The organism is Chitinophaga arvensicola (assembly GCF_900110835.1).
Classification (GTDB): Bacteria; Bacteroidota; Bacteroidia; order Chitinophagales; family Chitinophagaceae; genus Chitinophaga; species Chitinophaga arvensicola.
The window spans coordinates 219,944-235,160 of record NZ_FOJG01000002.1 but is presented as its reverse complement, the minus strand read 5'-3'; the positions used below and the strand labels follow the sequence as shown (position 1 = coordinate 235,160).

Genomic DNA, 15,217 nt, shown 5'->3' with positions numbered 1-15,217 from the left:
TCACGGCATTACTGCTGCTCTGCAGCCAACGATATATGCCGTTCTCTGTTGTGCTTCTACCTCACTGGCGGGACTTTCCCGGAGTTCATTTCCTGTATATTTTTTATATAACGGGGAGATGGCATCCGCTGTAAACTGCACCTGTTCTACGCTTTCCACCTCACCTGGAATGAGTGCGCCAAACCAATGATCGTCCGGTTGTTGTTTCCATGTAACCAGGGTGAGCAGAGCGCCGCCCGGGTATTGGCTACCTCCTTTTCTGGCGGTATTGACGGCGGTTTCATTCCCATACAGGGTACACATGGTTTTGCTTCCGGTTTGAATGGTACTGGTAATGACTTTCCACTCATGCGGCCGCAGCAGCACCGTATCGTGCAGGGAAGCGGCGGTATTGATACGGGCTACTTTATGCGGACTGCAACTAAACAGGAGTATGTTGACTGATAAAAAGAGTATATACTTCATCGTTATTTATTTGAAAGTTGAAGCGGAGTGGTAAATACGAAATCGTTGTCTTTCATTGGCTGGTGGCAGTTAACGCACTCCATGGTAAACAATTCATTTTTACCATATGGTTTAAGCTGCATTCCTTTCCAGCGCGCCCATCCCCATCCTTTGGTGGCAGCGTATTTGCGGCTGTCTTTAATCATAAATTCCACCTGTTTGAATTCTCCGGTAGTGATATTTCCGGCTGAATCGACAAGTTCATCCCAGGCAATTTTTGCAAAGGTGGCGCCATCGGGCCAGGGATTGGTATGACCCTCCCGGATCGCTTTTACCGCGACATCATTCCCGGTAATGATGCGCATGGTACCGTTATCGAGCCGTTGAGTAGTGCTGATGGGTTCCCAGTTTTTATATTCCGGTAAAAATGCGATGCCGTTTGGAGCAGGTGGAATGTTCTTCCCTGTTTCCGATGGTTGCCAGGCGGCATATTGCGCGTTGGCCACGGCAACTTTGTGGCTATCCGGCCTGGCGGAAATAAACTGGGTACTCAGGTACCTGTTCAGTACGGCGAGATCCTCGTTGGTGAGCCGGGCGGAAGGATGCAGCATCACATATTGCGGCAGGGGCATTTCTTTAAAAGTGGCCTGGTTAAGGCATTCAAACAGCTTGGCATTCTGCTGGTCTTTGGGAAGACTGTCCCACGCCGAAAAGTTCAGCACCTTGCGGGCATCTCTGATGTCGTTGGCCACCAGCCAGATGGCGGGTGAAATCTGATCGAACCAGGCGAGGTGCACTTCGTTGGAATGGCAATCGTAGCAGGCTTTGCGTAAAACGGCTTCCACATCGGCCGGAACATCCGGCCGGCCTGTAGCCGGTGGATTGGGAATATGCGGCCTGATAAACTGTATCCCTATAAAGGCGATCAGGAGAATACCTAAAACCGTTTTCCAGGTCCTGTTGCGTTTCATGATGATGTTGTTTATATTTATAAGCTTCGTTTACATAACAATGAACCGGCCACTTGGTTGTTCAATTCCGGACATTCTTTCTTTAAAAACGAACAGGCGGAATTACTTTAGTAGTTGGTAATCAATATATCATCCCATGGCATTATCTTGGTTCACGGTCATTGTACTATCTCAATTGTACCTGCTATGATGTTACAAAACTATTTGAAGGTTACGTTCAGAAATCTCTGGAAAAACAAGACTTACAGTTTCCTGAACATTTTCGGGTTAGCTATCGGGTTAGCCTGTGCCGGAGTCATCTTCCTGTGGGTAGAGGACGAAGTTACTTACAACAGCAACCAGGCAAAGAAAGATCACGTTTACCAGGTAATGGAACATTGGAATTACGACGGTAACATCCGTACCTTTTCCTCTACTCCCGCCCCGCTGGCGGAGGCGATGAAATCGGACATACCGGGCATCAGGCAAACCTGCCGCATGTCGGAAGACGGCGCCAGCAAGCTGTTTAGCCAGGGGGATAAAAAGATGTATGCGAATGGTGTGTTTGCGGATGCTGCTATCTTCGATATTTTCACATTCCCCTTCAAGGAAGGAAGTGCAGCTACTGCATTTCCGCAATTATATTCCATTGTGCTTACGGCAAAAACAGCCCGGAACTTTTTTGGCAGGGATCATAACGTGATCGGGCAAACTATCATCATCGATAACCAGCAACCATATGTGGTATCCGGTGTACTGGAAGATATTCCGGAGAATTCCAGCATCAGGTTTCAGTGGGTGGCGCCTTTCGAGATCTACTATAACCAGACGCCTTATCTGAAAAACTGGGGCGCCAATTCAGTGAGCACTTTTGCAGAACTCACGCCACAGGCAGATGTAGCGGCTGTCAACAACAAATTAAAGAACTTCATCAATGAACATAATCCCGGCTCCATCAACCAGGCGTTCCTGTTCGGGATGAAAGACTGGCGGCTGCGGGATCAGTTCAATAATGGCGTACAAAGTGGGGGCCGCATTGAATATGTGCGGTTATTTTCGCTCATCGCCTGGATCATCTTATTTATTGCCTGTATCAACTTTATGAACCTGGCCACTGCCCGCAGTGAGAAGCGTTCCAAAGAAGTTGGCATCCGCAAAGTGATGGGAGCTGGAAAAGATAAGCTGATTATACAGTTTATCAGTGAGGCCTTACTGATGTCGCTGCTGGCAGCGGTATTGGCTGTGGTATTGCTGTTATTGGTATTACCGGCATTCAATGCCATTGTAAACAAGCACCTGACTATAGGACTGGACAGGCCCATGCATATAGGCGGCCTGCTATTCATTACGCTGATCTCCGGGGTACTGGCAGGTAGTTATCCGTCGTTATACCTTTCCTCCTTCAATCCTGTATTTGTATTGAAGGGAATCCGGGCTAAGACCGGCAGTGCTACTTTTATCCGCAAGGGCCTGGTAGTGGCGCAATTCAGCGTATCTATCACCCTGATCATCTGCACTGCTATTATCTATCAGCAGATACAGCATGTAAAACAGCGCAATCTGGGTTTTAATAAAGAAAACCTGATTTCCATGGACATCCAGGGAAATATGAAGCAAAATTTTGCAGCTATCAAAACCGCTTTGCTGGCTACGGATGTTGTAGAAAATGTTGCATTGGCAGATCATGGCGCTATTTACAGCGGCAATAATACCAACGATCTTTTCTGGGAGGGTAAGCCGGCCAGCGAGAATTACCTGATATCGCAACGTATGGTGAGCCCGGAGTTTATTAATACCACCGGAATGAAGATTGTAGCTGGCAGTGATTTCAAACCGGTAACCGCTGCCAACGGCACAGATGTACTTATTACGGAATCCTTGGAAAAGCTGATGGGTAAAGGAAGTGCGGTGGGAAAAATCATTAATACTCCGCTGGATAAAGACTCCACCGTACATTCCCGGGTCGTGGGCGTAGTGAAAGATTATGTGTATGGTAATATGTATGGTACACCCGACCCCGTGATATTTTATTGTATCCCCGAAGATCCGTCGCTGATGTATGTGCGGATGAATGCGGGAGCGGATAAAGAAGCCGGGCTTCGCAAAATTGGCGATGTCATGAAAGTTTACAACCCTGCCTATCCTTTCTCCTACCGCTTTGTAGACGACCAGTTTAACGCCATGTTCAGCAATGAAACACTGATGCAGCAATTATCCCGTTTATTTGCCACGCTGGCCATCCTGATCAGCTGCCTGGGTTTATTCGGGCTGGCCGCTTACACTGCGGAGCGGCGTACCAAAGAAATCGGTATCCGCAAGGTGCTGGGCGCCAGCGTGAGTGGGATTACGCGGTTGCTATCGGCCGACTTCCTCAAGCTGGTAGGTATCGCTTCCCTGATTGCGTTCCCGGTGGCCTGGTACACCATGGATCAATGGTTACAAAAATTCCCTTACCGGGTGAGCATTCATTACTGGGTGTTTCTGCTGGCAGGAATAGCAGCAATGCTCATTGCGTTAACGACCATCAGCTTCCAGAGTATTAAGGCCGCGCTGATGAATCCGGTGAAGAGTCTGAAAGCAGAATAGGTTTGCATTCAATATAAAATGGGGGCTGTTTTCTTACGGGAAGCAGCCCTCTTTTTGCGGACATTTGTTTACTTACTACTAAGTAAGTATATTTGTGCGGCAAATGGCAGCAAACATGTCAGAAACAAGGGATAAAATAGTGGCCATGGCGGATCGCCTGGTAAGAACACAGGGATTTAATGCTTTTAGTTATAAGGATATTGCCGCTCCGCTGGAGATAAAAAACGCGGCGGTACATTATCATTTTCCGGCGAAAGCCGACCTGGGTATAGAAGTAGTAGAACAGGAAATTGAAAAGTTCCGTTCACAGACCAGCCGTTGGAAAAAGTTGCCGGAAGATGAACAGGTGGTAAAACTGACGGAAGTATTCCGCAGACATAGCCAGGAAGGCAACATCTGCCTGATGGGCTCACTGGCGCCGGATTTCAGGACGCTATCGCCCGCCATGCAGGCAAAGGTGCTGGAAATGGCCAATGCGATTATCGACTGGCTTACACAATGCCTTGAACAGGGCAGAAAACAGGGACGTCTTCACTTTAAGGGCACCGCACATACGCGGGCACTGATCATCATATCCAATTTACAGGCTTCCCTTCTATTATCGAGGGTAATAGGCTCATCGGCAATTCGTGATATAACGGAACAACTGCTGGCTGACCTGAGGCAAAAATAAAAAACTATGAAAAGAGTTGTCATAACAGGAATGGGTACAGTATCTCCGATCGGTAACAACGTTACTGATTTCTGGAACAATCTTGTAAGCGGTAAAAGCGGTGCAGCCACTATTACACATTTTGATGCAAGCCGTTTCCGTACGCAGTTTGCGCATGAGTTAAAAGGCTTTGATGCCGGCACTCTGCTCGATAAAGCAGAAGTACGCAAAACCGATCCGTTTACGCAATACGCACTGGTAGCGGCGCACCAGGCTATCCAGGATTCCGGGCTTGATTTTACAAAGATGGATCCATTCGATACCGGTGTGATCTGGGGCTCCGGGCAGGGCGGTATGCAAACATTTGAAGAACAGGTAACAGAGTATGTGACCGGAGATTTTAATCCCCGCTTCAGTCCTTATTTCGTGCCCAAGCTGATCACCAATATGGCTTCCGGCATGATTTCCATCAAGTACGGACTGATGGGCATCAATTACACCACCGTTTCTGCCTGCGCCACTTCCAATACCGCTATCATGGATGCATTTACGTATATCCGTCTGGGTAAGGCGAAGGTGATTGTCACCGGTGGCTCAGAAGCCCCTATCACACCGGCTTCCGTAGGTGGTTTCTGTGCCATGAAGGCAATGTCGGTACGCAATGATGATCCAACAAAAGCATCCCGTCCTTTTGACGTGGACCGTGATGGTTTTGTAATGGGCGAAGGCGCCGGCGCACTGATCCTGGAAGAATATGAACATGCCAGGGCAAGAGGCGCTTATATTTATGCAGAAGTAGCCGGCGCGTCGATGACTGCTGATGCGTATCACATGACCGCCACACATCCGGAAGGACTGGGCGCCTTAAGGGCCATGCAACAGGCACTGGAAGACGGTGAATTGAATGCCACTTCCGTAGATTACCTGAATGCACATGCCACTTCTACACCAGTAGGCGATCTGAGTGAGATTGCCGCCATCGGTAAAATGTTTGGAACCAATCCCGCTCATCTGCACATCAGCGCTACCAAATCCATGACTGGTCACTTATTGGGTGCTGCAGGGGCCATAGAAGCCATTACCAGCATCATGAGCATGGAAAAAAGTATCATCCCTCCTACTATCAACACACAGCAACTGGACCCGGCTATTCCAGCCGGATTGCAGATTGTGCTGGGAACAGCGATAGATAAAAAGGTGAACGTGGCCATGAGCAATACCTTCGGTTTCGGAGGGCATAATGGCATTGTCGTTTTCCGTAAAATATAAATACCATTGCCCGGGCATTTTTCGGGAGATCTCTGCGAAGAGAAACCACCGGTGCCCGGGTATAGTATCATTGTTTTTATCCCACCAATTCCCTGCTCTGTCACATTTTTTAACCCCTGCATCACAAGCTGCATAAAACCCGATGGAATAATTTCATCTTACCGGAAATAACATGCTGGTATGAAAAAACTATCCCTCGCTGCCCTTGCTATCTGTCTATGTTTCCTTGTAAATGCGCAATCCGGACAGATGCTGGTGTCTTTTGGAACACCCGATAGCCTTTACTCCAACACGCTGAAAGAGAACCGGCCGCTATGGATCTATACTCCTCCTGCTGATACCGCCTATTTCAGTAAACCTGCTTACCCTGTATTGTATGTACTCGATGGAGATTTCCATTTCTCTTCATTGCAGTCAATGATTTTTCAGCTAAGTACCAGCAACGGTAACACGGCCCTACCCAAAATGATTATTGTTGGCATTCCTAATACTAATAATCACCGGAACAGGGATTTAACTCCGTCTGCCGATGCCAGGGATCCGCATTCTGGCGGCGGAGAAGCCTTTACGGCATTCCTTGGTAAAGAGCTGATCCCTTATATCGATAAAAAATATGCGACAGCACCATTCCGCGTACTGATCGGTCATTCACTGGGTGGCCTGCTGGTGGTAAATACCTTATTGCATCATCCCGGCCTGTTCAATGGCTACATCGCTATTGACCCGAGCATTTTCTGGAACAACAGCAATGTGTTGGCAAACATACAACAGCAGTTATCACATTCCTATCAAAACAAAAGCTTCTACCTGGGAGTGGCACATACCATGAAACCCGGTCTGGATACCATACAGGTAAGGAAAGATACTTACATGGGCTCCCTTCATACCAGTGCCATCCTCCAATTAGCAGATGAGATAAGGGCTTTCCCGGGCAACCAACTAAGATGGAAATACAAATATTATGAAGACGACGATCATAACTCCATTCCCTTTATAGCTGAATACGACGGACTACGGTATATATTCCCGCATCACCGCTTCCCTACCTATCTCTATACAGACAACAGTTGCCCGGCCGATTCCCTGCAAGCACTGATCAACACACACTTTCAGCAGTTATCAAATGAAATGGGTTACCGTGTACGCCCCGATGAAGCTACCATGAATGAATTTGGTTACCGCAACCTGCAGGATCAAAATTTTGAAAAGGCGAAAATGTTTTTCCAGCTGAACATTGATTATTACCCGGAAAACTTTAATCCTTATGATAGCATGGGTGATTACTACCTCGCTGTGAAAGATACGGCGCGGGCCAACATCTTCTGGAAAAAAGCATTGGCCCGCAGGAGTACTGCAGAGATCAGGGAGAAGGTCGCCCTGGTAAACGCCGGAAAATAATTTTCCAGGATCCATAGGGGTCAGCAGGGGTCATGGTGTCTTCCTTCAAAGGTTTCAAAAACACCTGACTCATGACTCAACAACAACTGCAACATTCAACTAAGCAACAAAAGAATGGATATACCTGTCTGCTCATTTTATTATTCGCATTCGCACCTGTACATCAGCTGTGGGCTCAACTGGGCGCCACTTCGCTGAGTGGACCAGGTATCGGTATCAGTGTAGATTATTTACCGGCATCACGTTATATCCGGCCGGAAGACAGTGTAAAAACGAATTCGACTACCTCCCAGCAGCGTTATAATTTCGCGGCCGCCTTTATGCTCAGCAACCGGGTGGATACCGCCACCGGTAAGGTCCGGAACTGGGGACTGGCAGTATCTGGCAGCTACACAAAACTGCAGAACAAAGACTATGAACATTCGCTGCTACCCGAAGAGTTACTGAGTACACAACTGGTATTAACACATTACCGCAGTCTGCATAACCGTTGGGGAATGCTGAGCCTCTTGTCTGTAGGGCTTTACACCGATATGGAGAAAATGGATATGGAAGATATTTTTATTAATGGCGGCGTTTTATTTATCAAACAACATAACCGTCACTTCTCCTATGGTATAGGCGCCATGCTGACCAATAGCTTTGGTACACCGATGGTGCTGCCGGCTTTACTGGTTAAATGGCAAACAGACAGCAAATTCAAGATAGATATTAATTTCCCGGAGAAACTGAGTGTATCCAAACGGATGAACAGTCAGACCGATCTGGCGCTGGCCTTCCGTATGCGCGGTTCCTCCTATGATGTAGAAAATGGTCCGGATAAAAAGCGGCTCATGGGCTATTCGGAGATGAGCCTGGGCCTGGAGAATACCTGGCACCTGAATAAACATATCGATTTTGTTGCCTCCGGCGGAAGCATTCTTTACAGCGGATTTACTTTCCAGAACAAGAAATTATCTGAGATGTTTTCAGACAAACCGATGCATAGGATGGCCACGAATTACTTTTTCAGTGGTGGTTTGCGCTGGAATTTTCAGGCGAGGAAGTAAAAAAGATAATTACCTTCGGCGGCATATCAACTGCTATCAGCCTATGCCCTTTACTATTTCTTTCGATCTGGATGATACCCTGATACCTGGCGTTAAACGCTTTCCCGTAGAACGCAGAGGACTCTGGCAACAGCTGCTCGCGAAAGAGTCCCTGAGAAAAGGTACCATCCACCTGATGAAGGCGCTAAAGGAGAGAAAGATCCGGGTATTTATTTATACCACCTCTTACAGGTCGCCCTCCTATATCAGGCGATTATTTTTCTCTTACGGTATTTTTCCGGAAAAGATCATCAATAAAGAAATACACGATAAAACACTCGGTGAGCGCGGCAACCGGATTTCCAAATATCCACCGGCATTTAATATCGACTGGCATATCGATGATTCACCCGGAGTGGCCATTGAAGGTGAACGATATCAATTTAAAACGATTATTGTTTCGGAAGATGATGCCGATTGGGGGAATACTATATTAAGTCAACTGGTCGGTTAGTTAACATGTCACCTGTCCACATCGTAAACAGGTGACATGTTATATCTTTATCTCACTTCATAAGGAGGCTGCGCTGGCGCCTTATAAGGCTTTGTCTGTAACAAACTCTTGATTTCAGTAATGGCACGTTCGATCTGCGGATCAATTCCTTTTGCCATATCACCGAGGTTTTCATCTACCGGGATATCGGGATCTACACCATGTCCTTCCTTGAACCAGGTACCATCGCTGTTGAACATACGGAAAGAAGGTACGGTAATAACGCCGCCATCAATAAGGCCGGGCGTATTGCTGATACCGATCAATCCGCCCCAGGTACGGGTTCCGATAATAGGTCCCAGTCCTGTTTTGCGGAAATAATCCGGGAAGGCGTCACCACCGGAGCCGCTCCATCCGTTGATGAGCATTACTTTGGGCCCGAAATTCGCATATTGCGGCCATTGCGAGGGAGTGCCATTGCGGGTAGCCCAGTACGACAGTGGTTTGCGGTTCAGCATTTCAATGAAGCGATCAGGTATTTGTCCCCCGTTATTGAAGCGTTCATCAATCACCAGGGCGGCTTTGTCCCATTGTCCGTTGAACTGGCGGATAAGCTCATCCTGTCCGTCGATACCGGTGCTGGGAACAAAGATGTAACCTACCTGGTTATTGGTGGCCTCTGCAATGTGTTTGCGGTTACTCTCAATCCAGGCCAGGTGGCGCAACCGGTATTCGCTTCCGATGGTTTTTACGATGGCTGTTTTCGCGCCATCCAATGATGGCCGGTTATTCCAGGTAAGCTCCACTACTTTTCCGGCGAGCGACTGGAAGACACTGTAGGGCTCCTGTGCCGTGGTTACCGGTACACCATTTACCGCAAGGATGTAATCTCCTTCATGGATATTCACGCCCGGTTCATCCAGCGGGTTGCGGGCTTCCGCATTCCAGGGCGCCCCACGGATGATACGTTTAATTTTGTAGTATGGACCATCTGCCTGCCAATCCACCCCGAGATAGCCCACACTTTCATGCTTGCTGTCTTCCACGTCTCCTCCGAAGTTGTAGGTGTGGGATGCATTCATTTCACCAAGCATTTCATTAATCACGAAGCTTACTTCTTCACGGGTGCGTGCGCCGTCCAGCAGGTGTGCGTACTTCACTTTAACGTCGTTCCAGTTCACACCATGCATATTAGGATCATAGAAGAAATCCCTTTCCAGCCGCCAGGTATCCATGAAGAGTTGTTTCCATTCTTCTACCGGATTAACGGTCATCTCCATTTCTTCCACGCGCATGGAGGTGTCTATTTTCTGGTTTTCGGCTACGTCGATCACACCGAACGGACCGCTGTTAACCAGTATTTTATTGCCGTCGGCAGAGAGTTCATACTGACCGGCGTTCTTGATGATATTCTTCACCTGTTTGGTGGCCACATCGTAGTACTGCAGGTTCGCTTCACCGGCGCCGTCTTCTTCATCCGGCGGGATATTACTGAGAAACAGGATCTTTCCTTTCGTGGCGCCGAGGCGACTGTAATTACCGGCGGGCACTGGCAGGAGGATCAACCGGGCCTCCATATTTTCCAGGTCTATCGTTGTGTCGTCTTTCTTCGCGGCCGGTTTCTCTTTTTTGTCTTTTCCTTTTTCTTTGGCAGGTTTGGCGGGTTCTTTCTTTTCGTCTTTCACTTCCACTGCATCGTTGCGGGTAGCCAGCAGGGATGGTGTTTCTTTTTGCAGACCGATTACGCCCACCAGGGTGCTGTTGGCATAGATAAAGGTATTATCAATGCTGCTGTAGGTGGGTTTGAATGATTGATTGGTAAGCACGTAGAGATATTTTCCTTCTTCATCAAACACGGGCCGGCTCACGTCGTAGAAACCGCTGGTCACCTGGTGTCGCTGGTTGTTTTTTGTATCGAAGAGGAATACTGCTTCATGCCCATTTTCCATATCACGGCTGTAAGTAATCCAACGGCTGTCGGGTGTCCAGCTGAAGCGGAAGCCTTCCAGTACGTCGGGGGAATAGTGCAGGGCTTTATCCACCGCAGTAGTTTTACCTGTAGCAATATCCAGTACCCATATTTTCAGGTCCTGGTCAATAAAGACGAGTTGTTTGCTATCGGGCGACCAATACGGGCGATAGCGGAAGCCCGCGCCGTAGCGGGTGATCTGTCTGGCCTCATTTTCTTTGCCGGCAGTGGCTATCCAGAGTTCATAGTCGCCGGATTTATCGCTCCACCAGGCGATGCTTTTACCATCGGGCGACCAAACGGGATAGCGTTCGGCCACTCCGCTGGTACGGGTAAGATCTTTTACGTAGCCATTGATGGCAGGAACGGAAAACACATCGCCACGGGCGCTGATAAGGGCGCGCTGGCCATCGGGGCTGAGGGAGGTAGACTGGATATACTTCACAGTACGTATGGTACGCGGCTTCAGTGCAGCCAGATCAGTGGTGATATTGACCTTTACCTCCGTGGGTTGTTGTGTGGCGAGCGACAGCACAAATATTTTACCGTTGGCTTCATACACGATGTCGTCGGGTCCCATAGAGGGGAAGTGAACATCATAGTCTTTGTAGCTGGTAATCTGTTCGTATGTTTTCGCATTCGTATCGTAGCGCCAGAGGTTCATTCTTTTCTCCGTGCCCCGGTCGGACAGGAAATAGATATAATTTTTGAACCACATGGGAAACTCGTCGCCTGCTTCACTTTTAGCGGAGATATTTTCTGACAGCTGGGTATTGAAATCGAAAACATGAATGTCGGCTTTCATGCCACCACGGTATCGTTTCCAGTTACGGAAGCTTTGTGACCGCGTGGTGAGCGCCATTTTAGCGCCATCGGGCGAGTAGCTCCCAAATTCGGCGTAGGCCAGTGGCAGTTTGGTAGCAGCGCCGCCGGTTTCCGGGATGGTATAGAACTGGTTAAAGCGCTCTTTGGTGCTTTCCCTTCCGGAGGCAAAGAGCACCTGTTTACCGTCCGGAGTCCAGTCGACCACCCTGTCGGAGCCGCCATAATTGGTAAGCCGGAGTGGTACACCACCGGCTACCGGCAATACATATACGTCGGTGTTACCGTCGTAATTGGCACTGAAAGCCAGTTTAGCCCCATCTGGTGAAAATTTCGGAAATGTTTCTACCCCTGGTGGGGAGATCAATTTAATGGCAGTGCCACCGGTTTTCGGAACAATCCAGATATCATTCGCATAGGAGAATGCAATCTGTGACCGGGAAACATCAGGATAGCGGAACAAGCCGGCGTCTACCTGTGCAATTGCCTGTTTTCCTGCCATGGCGGCCAGGAAGACCAGGGCGGTTTTCTTCATCATAAGCTTTTAGATTTTTGAACGGGTCCACTTCAGGGGGTTCATTTTTTGTTGCGGATAATAAAACGGATTTGCTAATCTAGCGAAATATAGGGAGACAATAATTACCGCTGCACACAAATAAATACGGCATCCGGAGGGTTATTTGAAGATGTGTAAAAAATATAGAATAGCCGCTACAGGGAGTCCTGGGTCAAAATAATGAAATCCCGCCGCAGTGCTGCTTTATATTTCCGGTCTCTTACGCAAAAAAAGCCGATCTTTGTGGAGTATCAAAATTTATACATAAATATGGCTAGATCCCAGGAAACAGTTGGTAAAAAGGAAAAAGAAAAGAAAAAGGCAAAACAAAGACAGGACAAGCAGGAAAGAAAGGAAGAGAGGAAGCAAAACAGTGGTAAAGGAAAGAGTCTGGAAGATATGATGGCTTACATTGATGAGAATGGTAATATCTCCTCTACTCCTCCAGATCCCAGCAGGAAAAAAGAGATCAATGTGGAAGATATTCAGCTCGGACCAGGCAGACAATTGCCAGAGGAACCGGCAGAACTGATCCGCAGAGGTGTCGTGAAGTTTTTCAACGAGTCCAAAGGTTACGGGTTTATCATCGATCAGCAGACGCAGGACAGCGTGTTCGTTCACATCAATCAGCTGACCGAACCTATTAAAGAAAAAGATAAGGTAACTTTTGAAGTGGAAAGAGGACAGAAAGGTCCAAGTGCGGTAAATGTTAAGAAAGAAGTAAAAGGCTAAACGGAAGTAAGGTCTGGCCTTTTTGAAATAATAAAATCTGAGCGGTTATTGATAATCGCTCATTTTTGTGCGTGGTAAGGTGGTGATGCCATACCATCTGCTTTAAAAGTATCACAACGTGCAAAACCCGCTGAAAAAACTACTCAAACGTCCCATCATCTGGCTCTCCAACCGTTTCTCCTCTCAGCCGGACAAAACCAAGGTATTTTCTTCTTTATCGGAATTGCAGGAGGCTATTCTGAAAGGCAACAAACACAAAGGCGTTACCATCCCCTTTCATTACGAGCATGCGCGTTTTATCATCTTCTCCGACCAGCATAAGGGAGGTAAAGATGGCGCAGACGATTTCATGGCTGCAGAGGCCAATTATGTAGGGGCATTGCGATATTACTATGATAAACAGTTCACCTTTATTAACCTGGGTGATTGTGAAGAGTTGTGGGAATCCACACCCGCAGTAGTGATCCGTGAAAACCAGACCTCATTACGGGAAGAAGCCCGTTTTCTGCAACAGCAGCGGTACTACCGCGTATTTGGCAATCATGACCTGGAGTGGCATTATGCGGTTCCCCGGCAACAGTTTCTGAAAGATATTTTCGGCAAACGCCTGAAAGTATACGAAGGCCTCATATTGCAAACACGTTACCAGGAGCAGGATTACCGGATATACCTGACGCATGGCCACCAGGGCGATCTGCGCAGTGATGGAAACCCTTTCAGCAAATGTTTTGTAGCAGCTGTATGGACACCGGTGCAGCGTTTTTTTGATATCCGTGTGGATACCCTTTCCGACTCCTTTGATCTGGCAGACCGGCACAATATCATCATGTATGAATGGAGCCGGCAATATGAAAAAACGTTCCTGATATCGGGACATACGCATAAACCGGTGTTTGCATCCCTGGATCATATAGACCGGCTGACAAAGCAGCTGGAAAGAGCCCGCAGCCTGGGAGATACGGGGCAGGTTGACATCTTACAAAAAGCATTGGCAGCAAGACAGGCAGAATATGCAGGTAAACAGTTTGTAAAAACAATGGCGCATCCCTCCTATTTCAACACCGGCTGCTGCTGTTTCAGCGATGGCGATATTACCGGTATTGAAATAGCAGATGGATTTATCAGGCTGATCAAATGGAAAAAAGAAAACGGGGCGCCTTCCCGTATAGTGCTGGAAGAATCGCCCCTGTATTATCTGTTTGATCAGATGAGCTGATCGGCGGTTTGTTTGATGGCTGCCGGTTGCTGCGCCTGTTGCGCCTCCTTCAGAAAAGCCGCTTTTACTACTTTCGCGGTTTTATGATCGCCGGTATGGCTCCATCCCGGCGGCATTACAACATACAGCAGTTTATTCTTTATCCCCGGCGCATGGCGCATGTCTTTCCAGAGTCCGTACAATTCTCCGAAATATACATCCAGGAAACTATTGGGATTCATTTCCCTGGAGATTCCATACTCAATCTGCATTTCCCGTTTTTCATGCTGGAAGGTACCGAATACCTTATCCCAGATGTTCAACAGGTTACAGAAATTCGTATCCATGTACAACGGGTTTTTAGCGTGATGTACACGGTGATGGGAAGGTGTAAGAATAATTTTATTCAGGAAGCCAAGGCGTCCGTCTTTGATAAGATTTTCACCGACATGGATAAACGAACCCCAGGTACCATCTATAAACATGATGATGAAAAGCAGCGGCGGATTAACTCCCATGAGAATACAGATACTGGTTCTGATCACATCCGCATAAGGTGCTTCGAGAAAAAAGTGCGCATAGGTAACCGACAGATTCATCGTTTGCGGAGCATGATGGGTAGAGTGCAGGCACCAGAATAAGCGGACCTTATGACCAAAATAATGGTAAATGAAATGTGAGAATTCCCAGATCACATACCCGTAAATAAACCAGTACCATTTCAACGATGTGTTGAACAGCGCGTATTTCTCCAGCAGACCGATACAGAAAGCCACCATCGCAATAGAAAGAAAGCGGGATATGAACCGGTTAGCCACAAAAATCAGGAAAGGCATCTTATAGTCTTCTATCTTAAACTTCTTATAGAAAATGGCCCTGCAAATCTCCAGCAGCAGCAGGAAAGGCACCAGCGGTGAGATAACAGAGAAAATTCCGTTTAAGGTGAGCAGGACTTTGTAGTTGCCCGTTTTGCACACTTCTATCAATTGTGAAATACCCAGGAATCCGATGATTTCCTGGAATAAAGTCTGAATAACTTCCATAACGCACTTATTTAAGATCGGTTTGTACGTACAAAATACAACTTTGTACGTACAAAGTAAAGAAAATACCCAATTTTTTA

Annotated in this window: 12 protein-coding genes; 8 read left to right on the top strand and 4 right to left on the bottom strand. The window is 47.5% G+C overall.

Features of this window, described 5'->3' with window-relative positions:
• Both BMW79_RS18230 and BMW79_RS18225 read right to left on the bottom strand, forming a co-directional pair.
• Window positions 1–465: a cytochrome P460 family protein gene (locus BMW79_RS18230; protein WP_089897094.1), complete on the bottom strand. Its 465-nt coding sequence runs from the start codon at window positions 463–465 to the stop codon at window positions 1–3.
• Window positions 466–467: 2 nt separating this feature from the next.
• Entirely contained in the window at window positions 468–1,415 is a 948-nt protein-coding gene (locus BMW79_RS18225; RefSeq protein WP_089897093.1) for a heme-binding domain-containing protein, read from the bottom strand.
• A 186-nt stretch (window positions 1,416–1,601) separates the two neighbouring features.
• Between BMW79_RS18225 and BMW79_RS18220 the strand changes: the two genes are divergently transcribed.
• The 6 genes from BMW79_RS18220 to BMW79_RS18195 all read left to right on the top strand — a co-directional run bounded on the left by BMW79_RS18220 (window position 1,602) and on the right by BMW79_RS18195 (window position 8,841).
• The gene (locus tag BMW79_RS18220) at window positions 1,602–3,980 is read left to right on the top strand and encodes an ABC transporter permease (RefSeq protein WP_245752583.1); all 2,379 of its coding nucleotides are present in this window, start codon (window positions 1,602–1,604) and stop codon (window positions 3,978–3,980) included.
• A 115-nt stretch (window positions 3,981–4,095) separates the two neighbouring features.
• Window positions 4,096–4,653 carry a TetR/AcrR family transcriptional regulator gene (locus tag BMW79_RS18215; RefSeq protein WP_177192240.1) on the top strand — a complete coding sequence of 186 codons (558 nt, stop codon included), beginning with the start codon at window positions 4,096–4,098 and terminating at the stop codon, window positions 4,651–4,653.
• Window positions 4,654–4,659: 6 nt separating this feature from the next.
• Window positions 4,660–5,901 carry a beta-ketoacyl-ACP synthase II gene (gene fabF / locus BMW79_RS18210; protein WP_089897091.1) on the top strand — a complete coding sequence of 414 codons (1,242 nt, stop codon included), beginning with the start codon at window positions 4,660–4,662 and terminating at the stop codon, window positions 5,899–5,901.
• A 180-nt stretch (window positions 5,902–6,081) separates the two neighbouring features.
• A complete protein-coding gene (locus BMW79_RS18205) occupies window positions 6,082–7,299 on the top strand; it encodes an alpha/beta hydrolase (RefSeq protein WP_089897090.1) in 1,218 nt (405 codons plus the stop codon).
• Window positions 7,300–7,370: 71 nt separating this feature from the next.
• The gene (locus BMW79_RS18200; RefSeq protein ID WP_089897089.1) at window positions 7,371–8,348 is read left to right on the top strand and encodes a DUF6268 family outer membrane beta-barrel protein; all 978 of its coding nucleotides are present in this window, start codon (window positions 7,371–7,373) and stop codon (window positions 8,346–8,348) included.
• A gap of 43 nt (window positions 8,349–8,391) precedes the next feature.
• Window positions 8,392–8,841: a hypothetical protein gene (locus tag BMW79_RS18195; protein WP_089897088.1), complete on the top strand. Its 450-nt coding sequence runs from the start codon at window positions 8,392–8,394 to the stop codon at window positions 8,839–8,841.
• Between the two features lie 47 nt (window positions 8,842–8,888).
• Here BMW79_RS18195 and BMW79_RS18190 read toward each other — a convergent pair whose 3' ends face one another.
• The gene (locus BMW79_RS18190; RefSeq protein WP_089897087.1) at window positions 8,889–12,149 is read right to left on the bottom strand and encodes a S41 family peptidase; all 3,261 of its coding nucleotides are present in this window, start codon (window positions 12,147–12,149) and stop codon (window positions 8,889–8,891) included.
• 288 nt (window positions 12,150–12,437) lie between these two features.
• Between BMW79_RS18190 and BMW79_RS18185 the strand changes: the two genes are divergently transcribed.
• Window positions 12,438–12,899 (top strand): cold-shock protein, encoded by a 462-nt coding sequence (locus BMW79_RS18185; protein ID WP_089903910.1) that lies wholly within the window; start codon window positions 12,438–12,440, stop codon window positions 12,897–12,899.
• A gap of 118 nt (window positions 12,900–13,017) precedes the next feature.
• Entirely contained in the window at window positions 13,018–14,115 is a 1,098-nt protein-coding gene (locus BMW79_RS18180; protein WP_245752581.1) for a metallophosphoesterase, read from the top strand.
• Here the strand turns inward: BMW79_RS18180 and BMW79_RS18175 are convergent.
• A complete protein-coding gene (locus tag BMW79_RS18175) occupies window positions 14,103–15,137 on the bottom strand; it encodes a sterol desaturase family protein (protein WP_089897086.1) in 1,035 nt (344 codons plus the stop codon). The two genes, BMW79_RS18180 and BMW79_RS18175, sit on opposite strands and share 13 nt — an antisense overlap.
• Window positions 15,138–15,217: the final 80 nt, after the last annotated feature.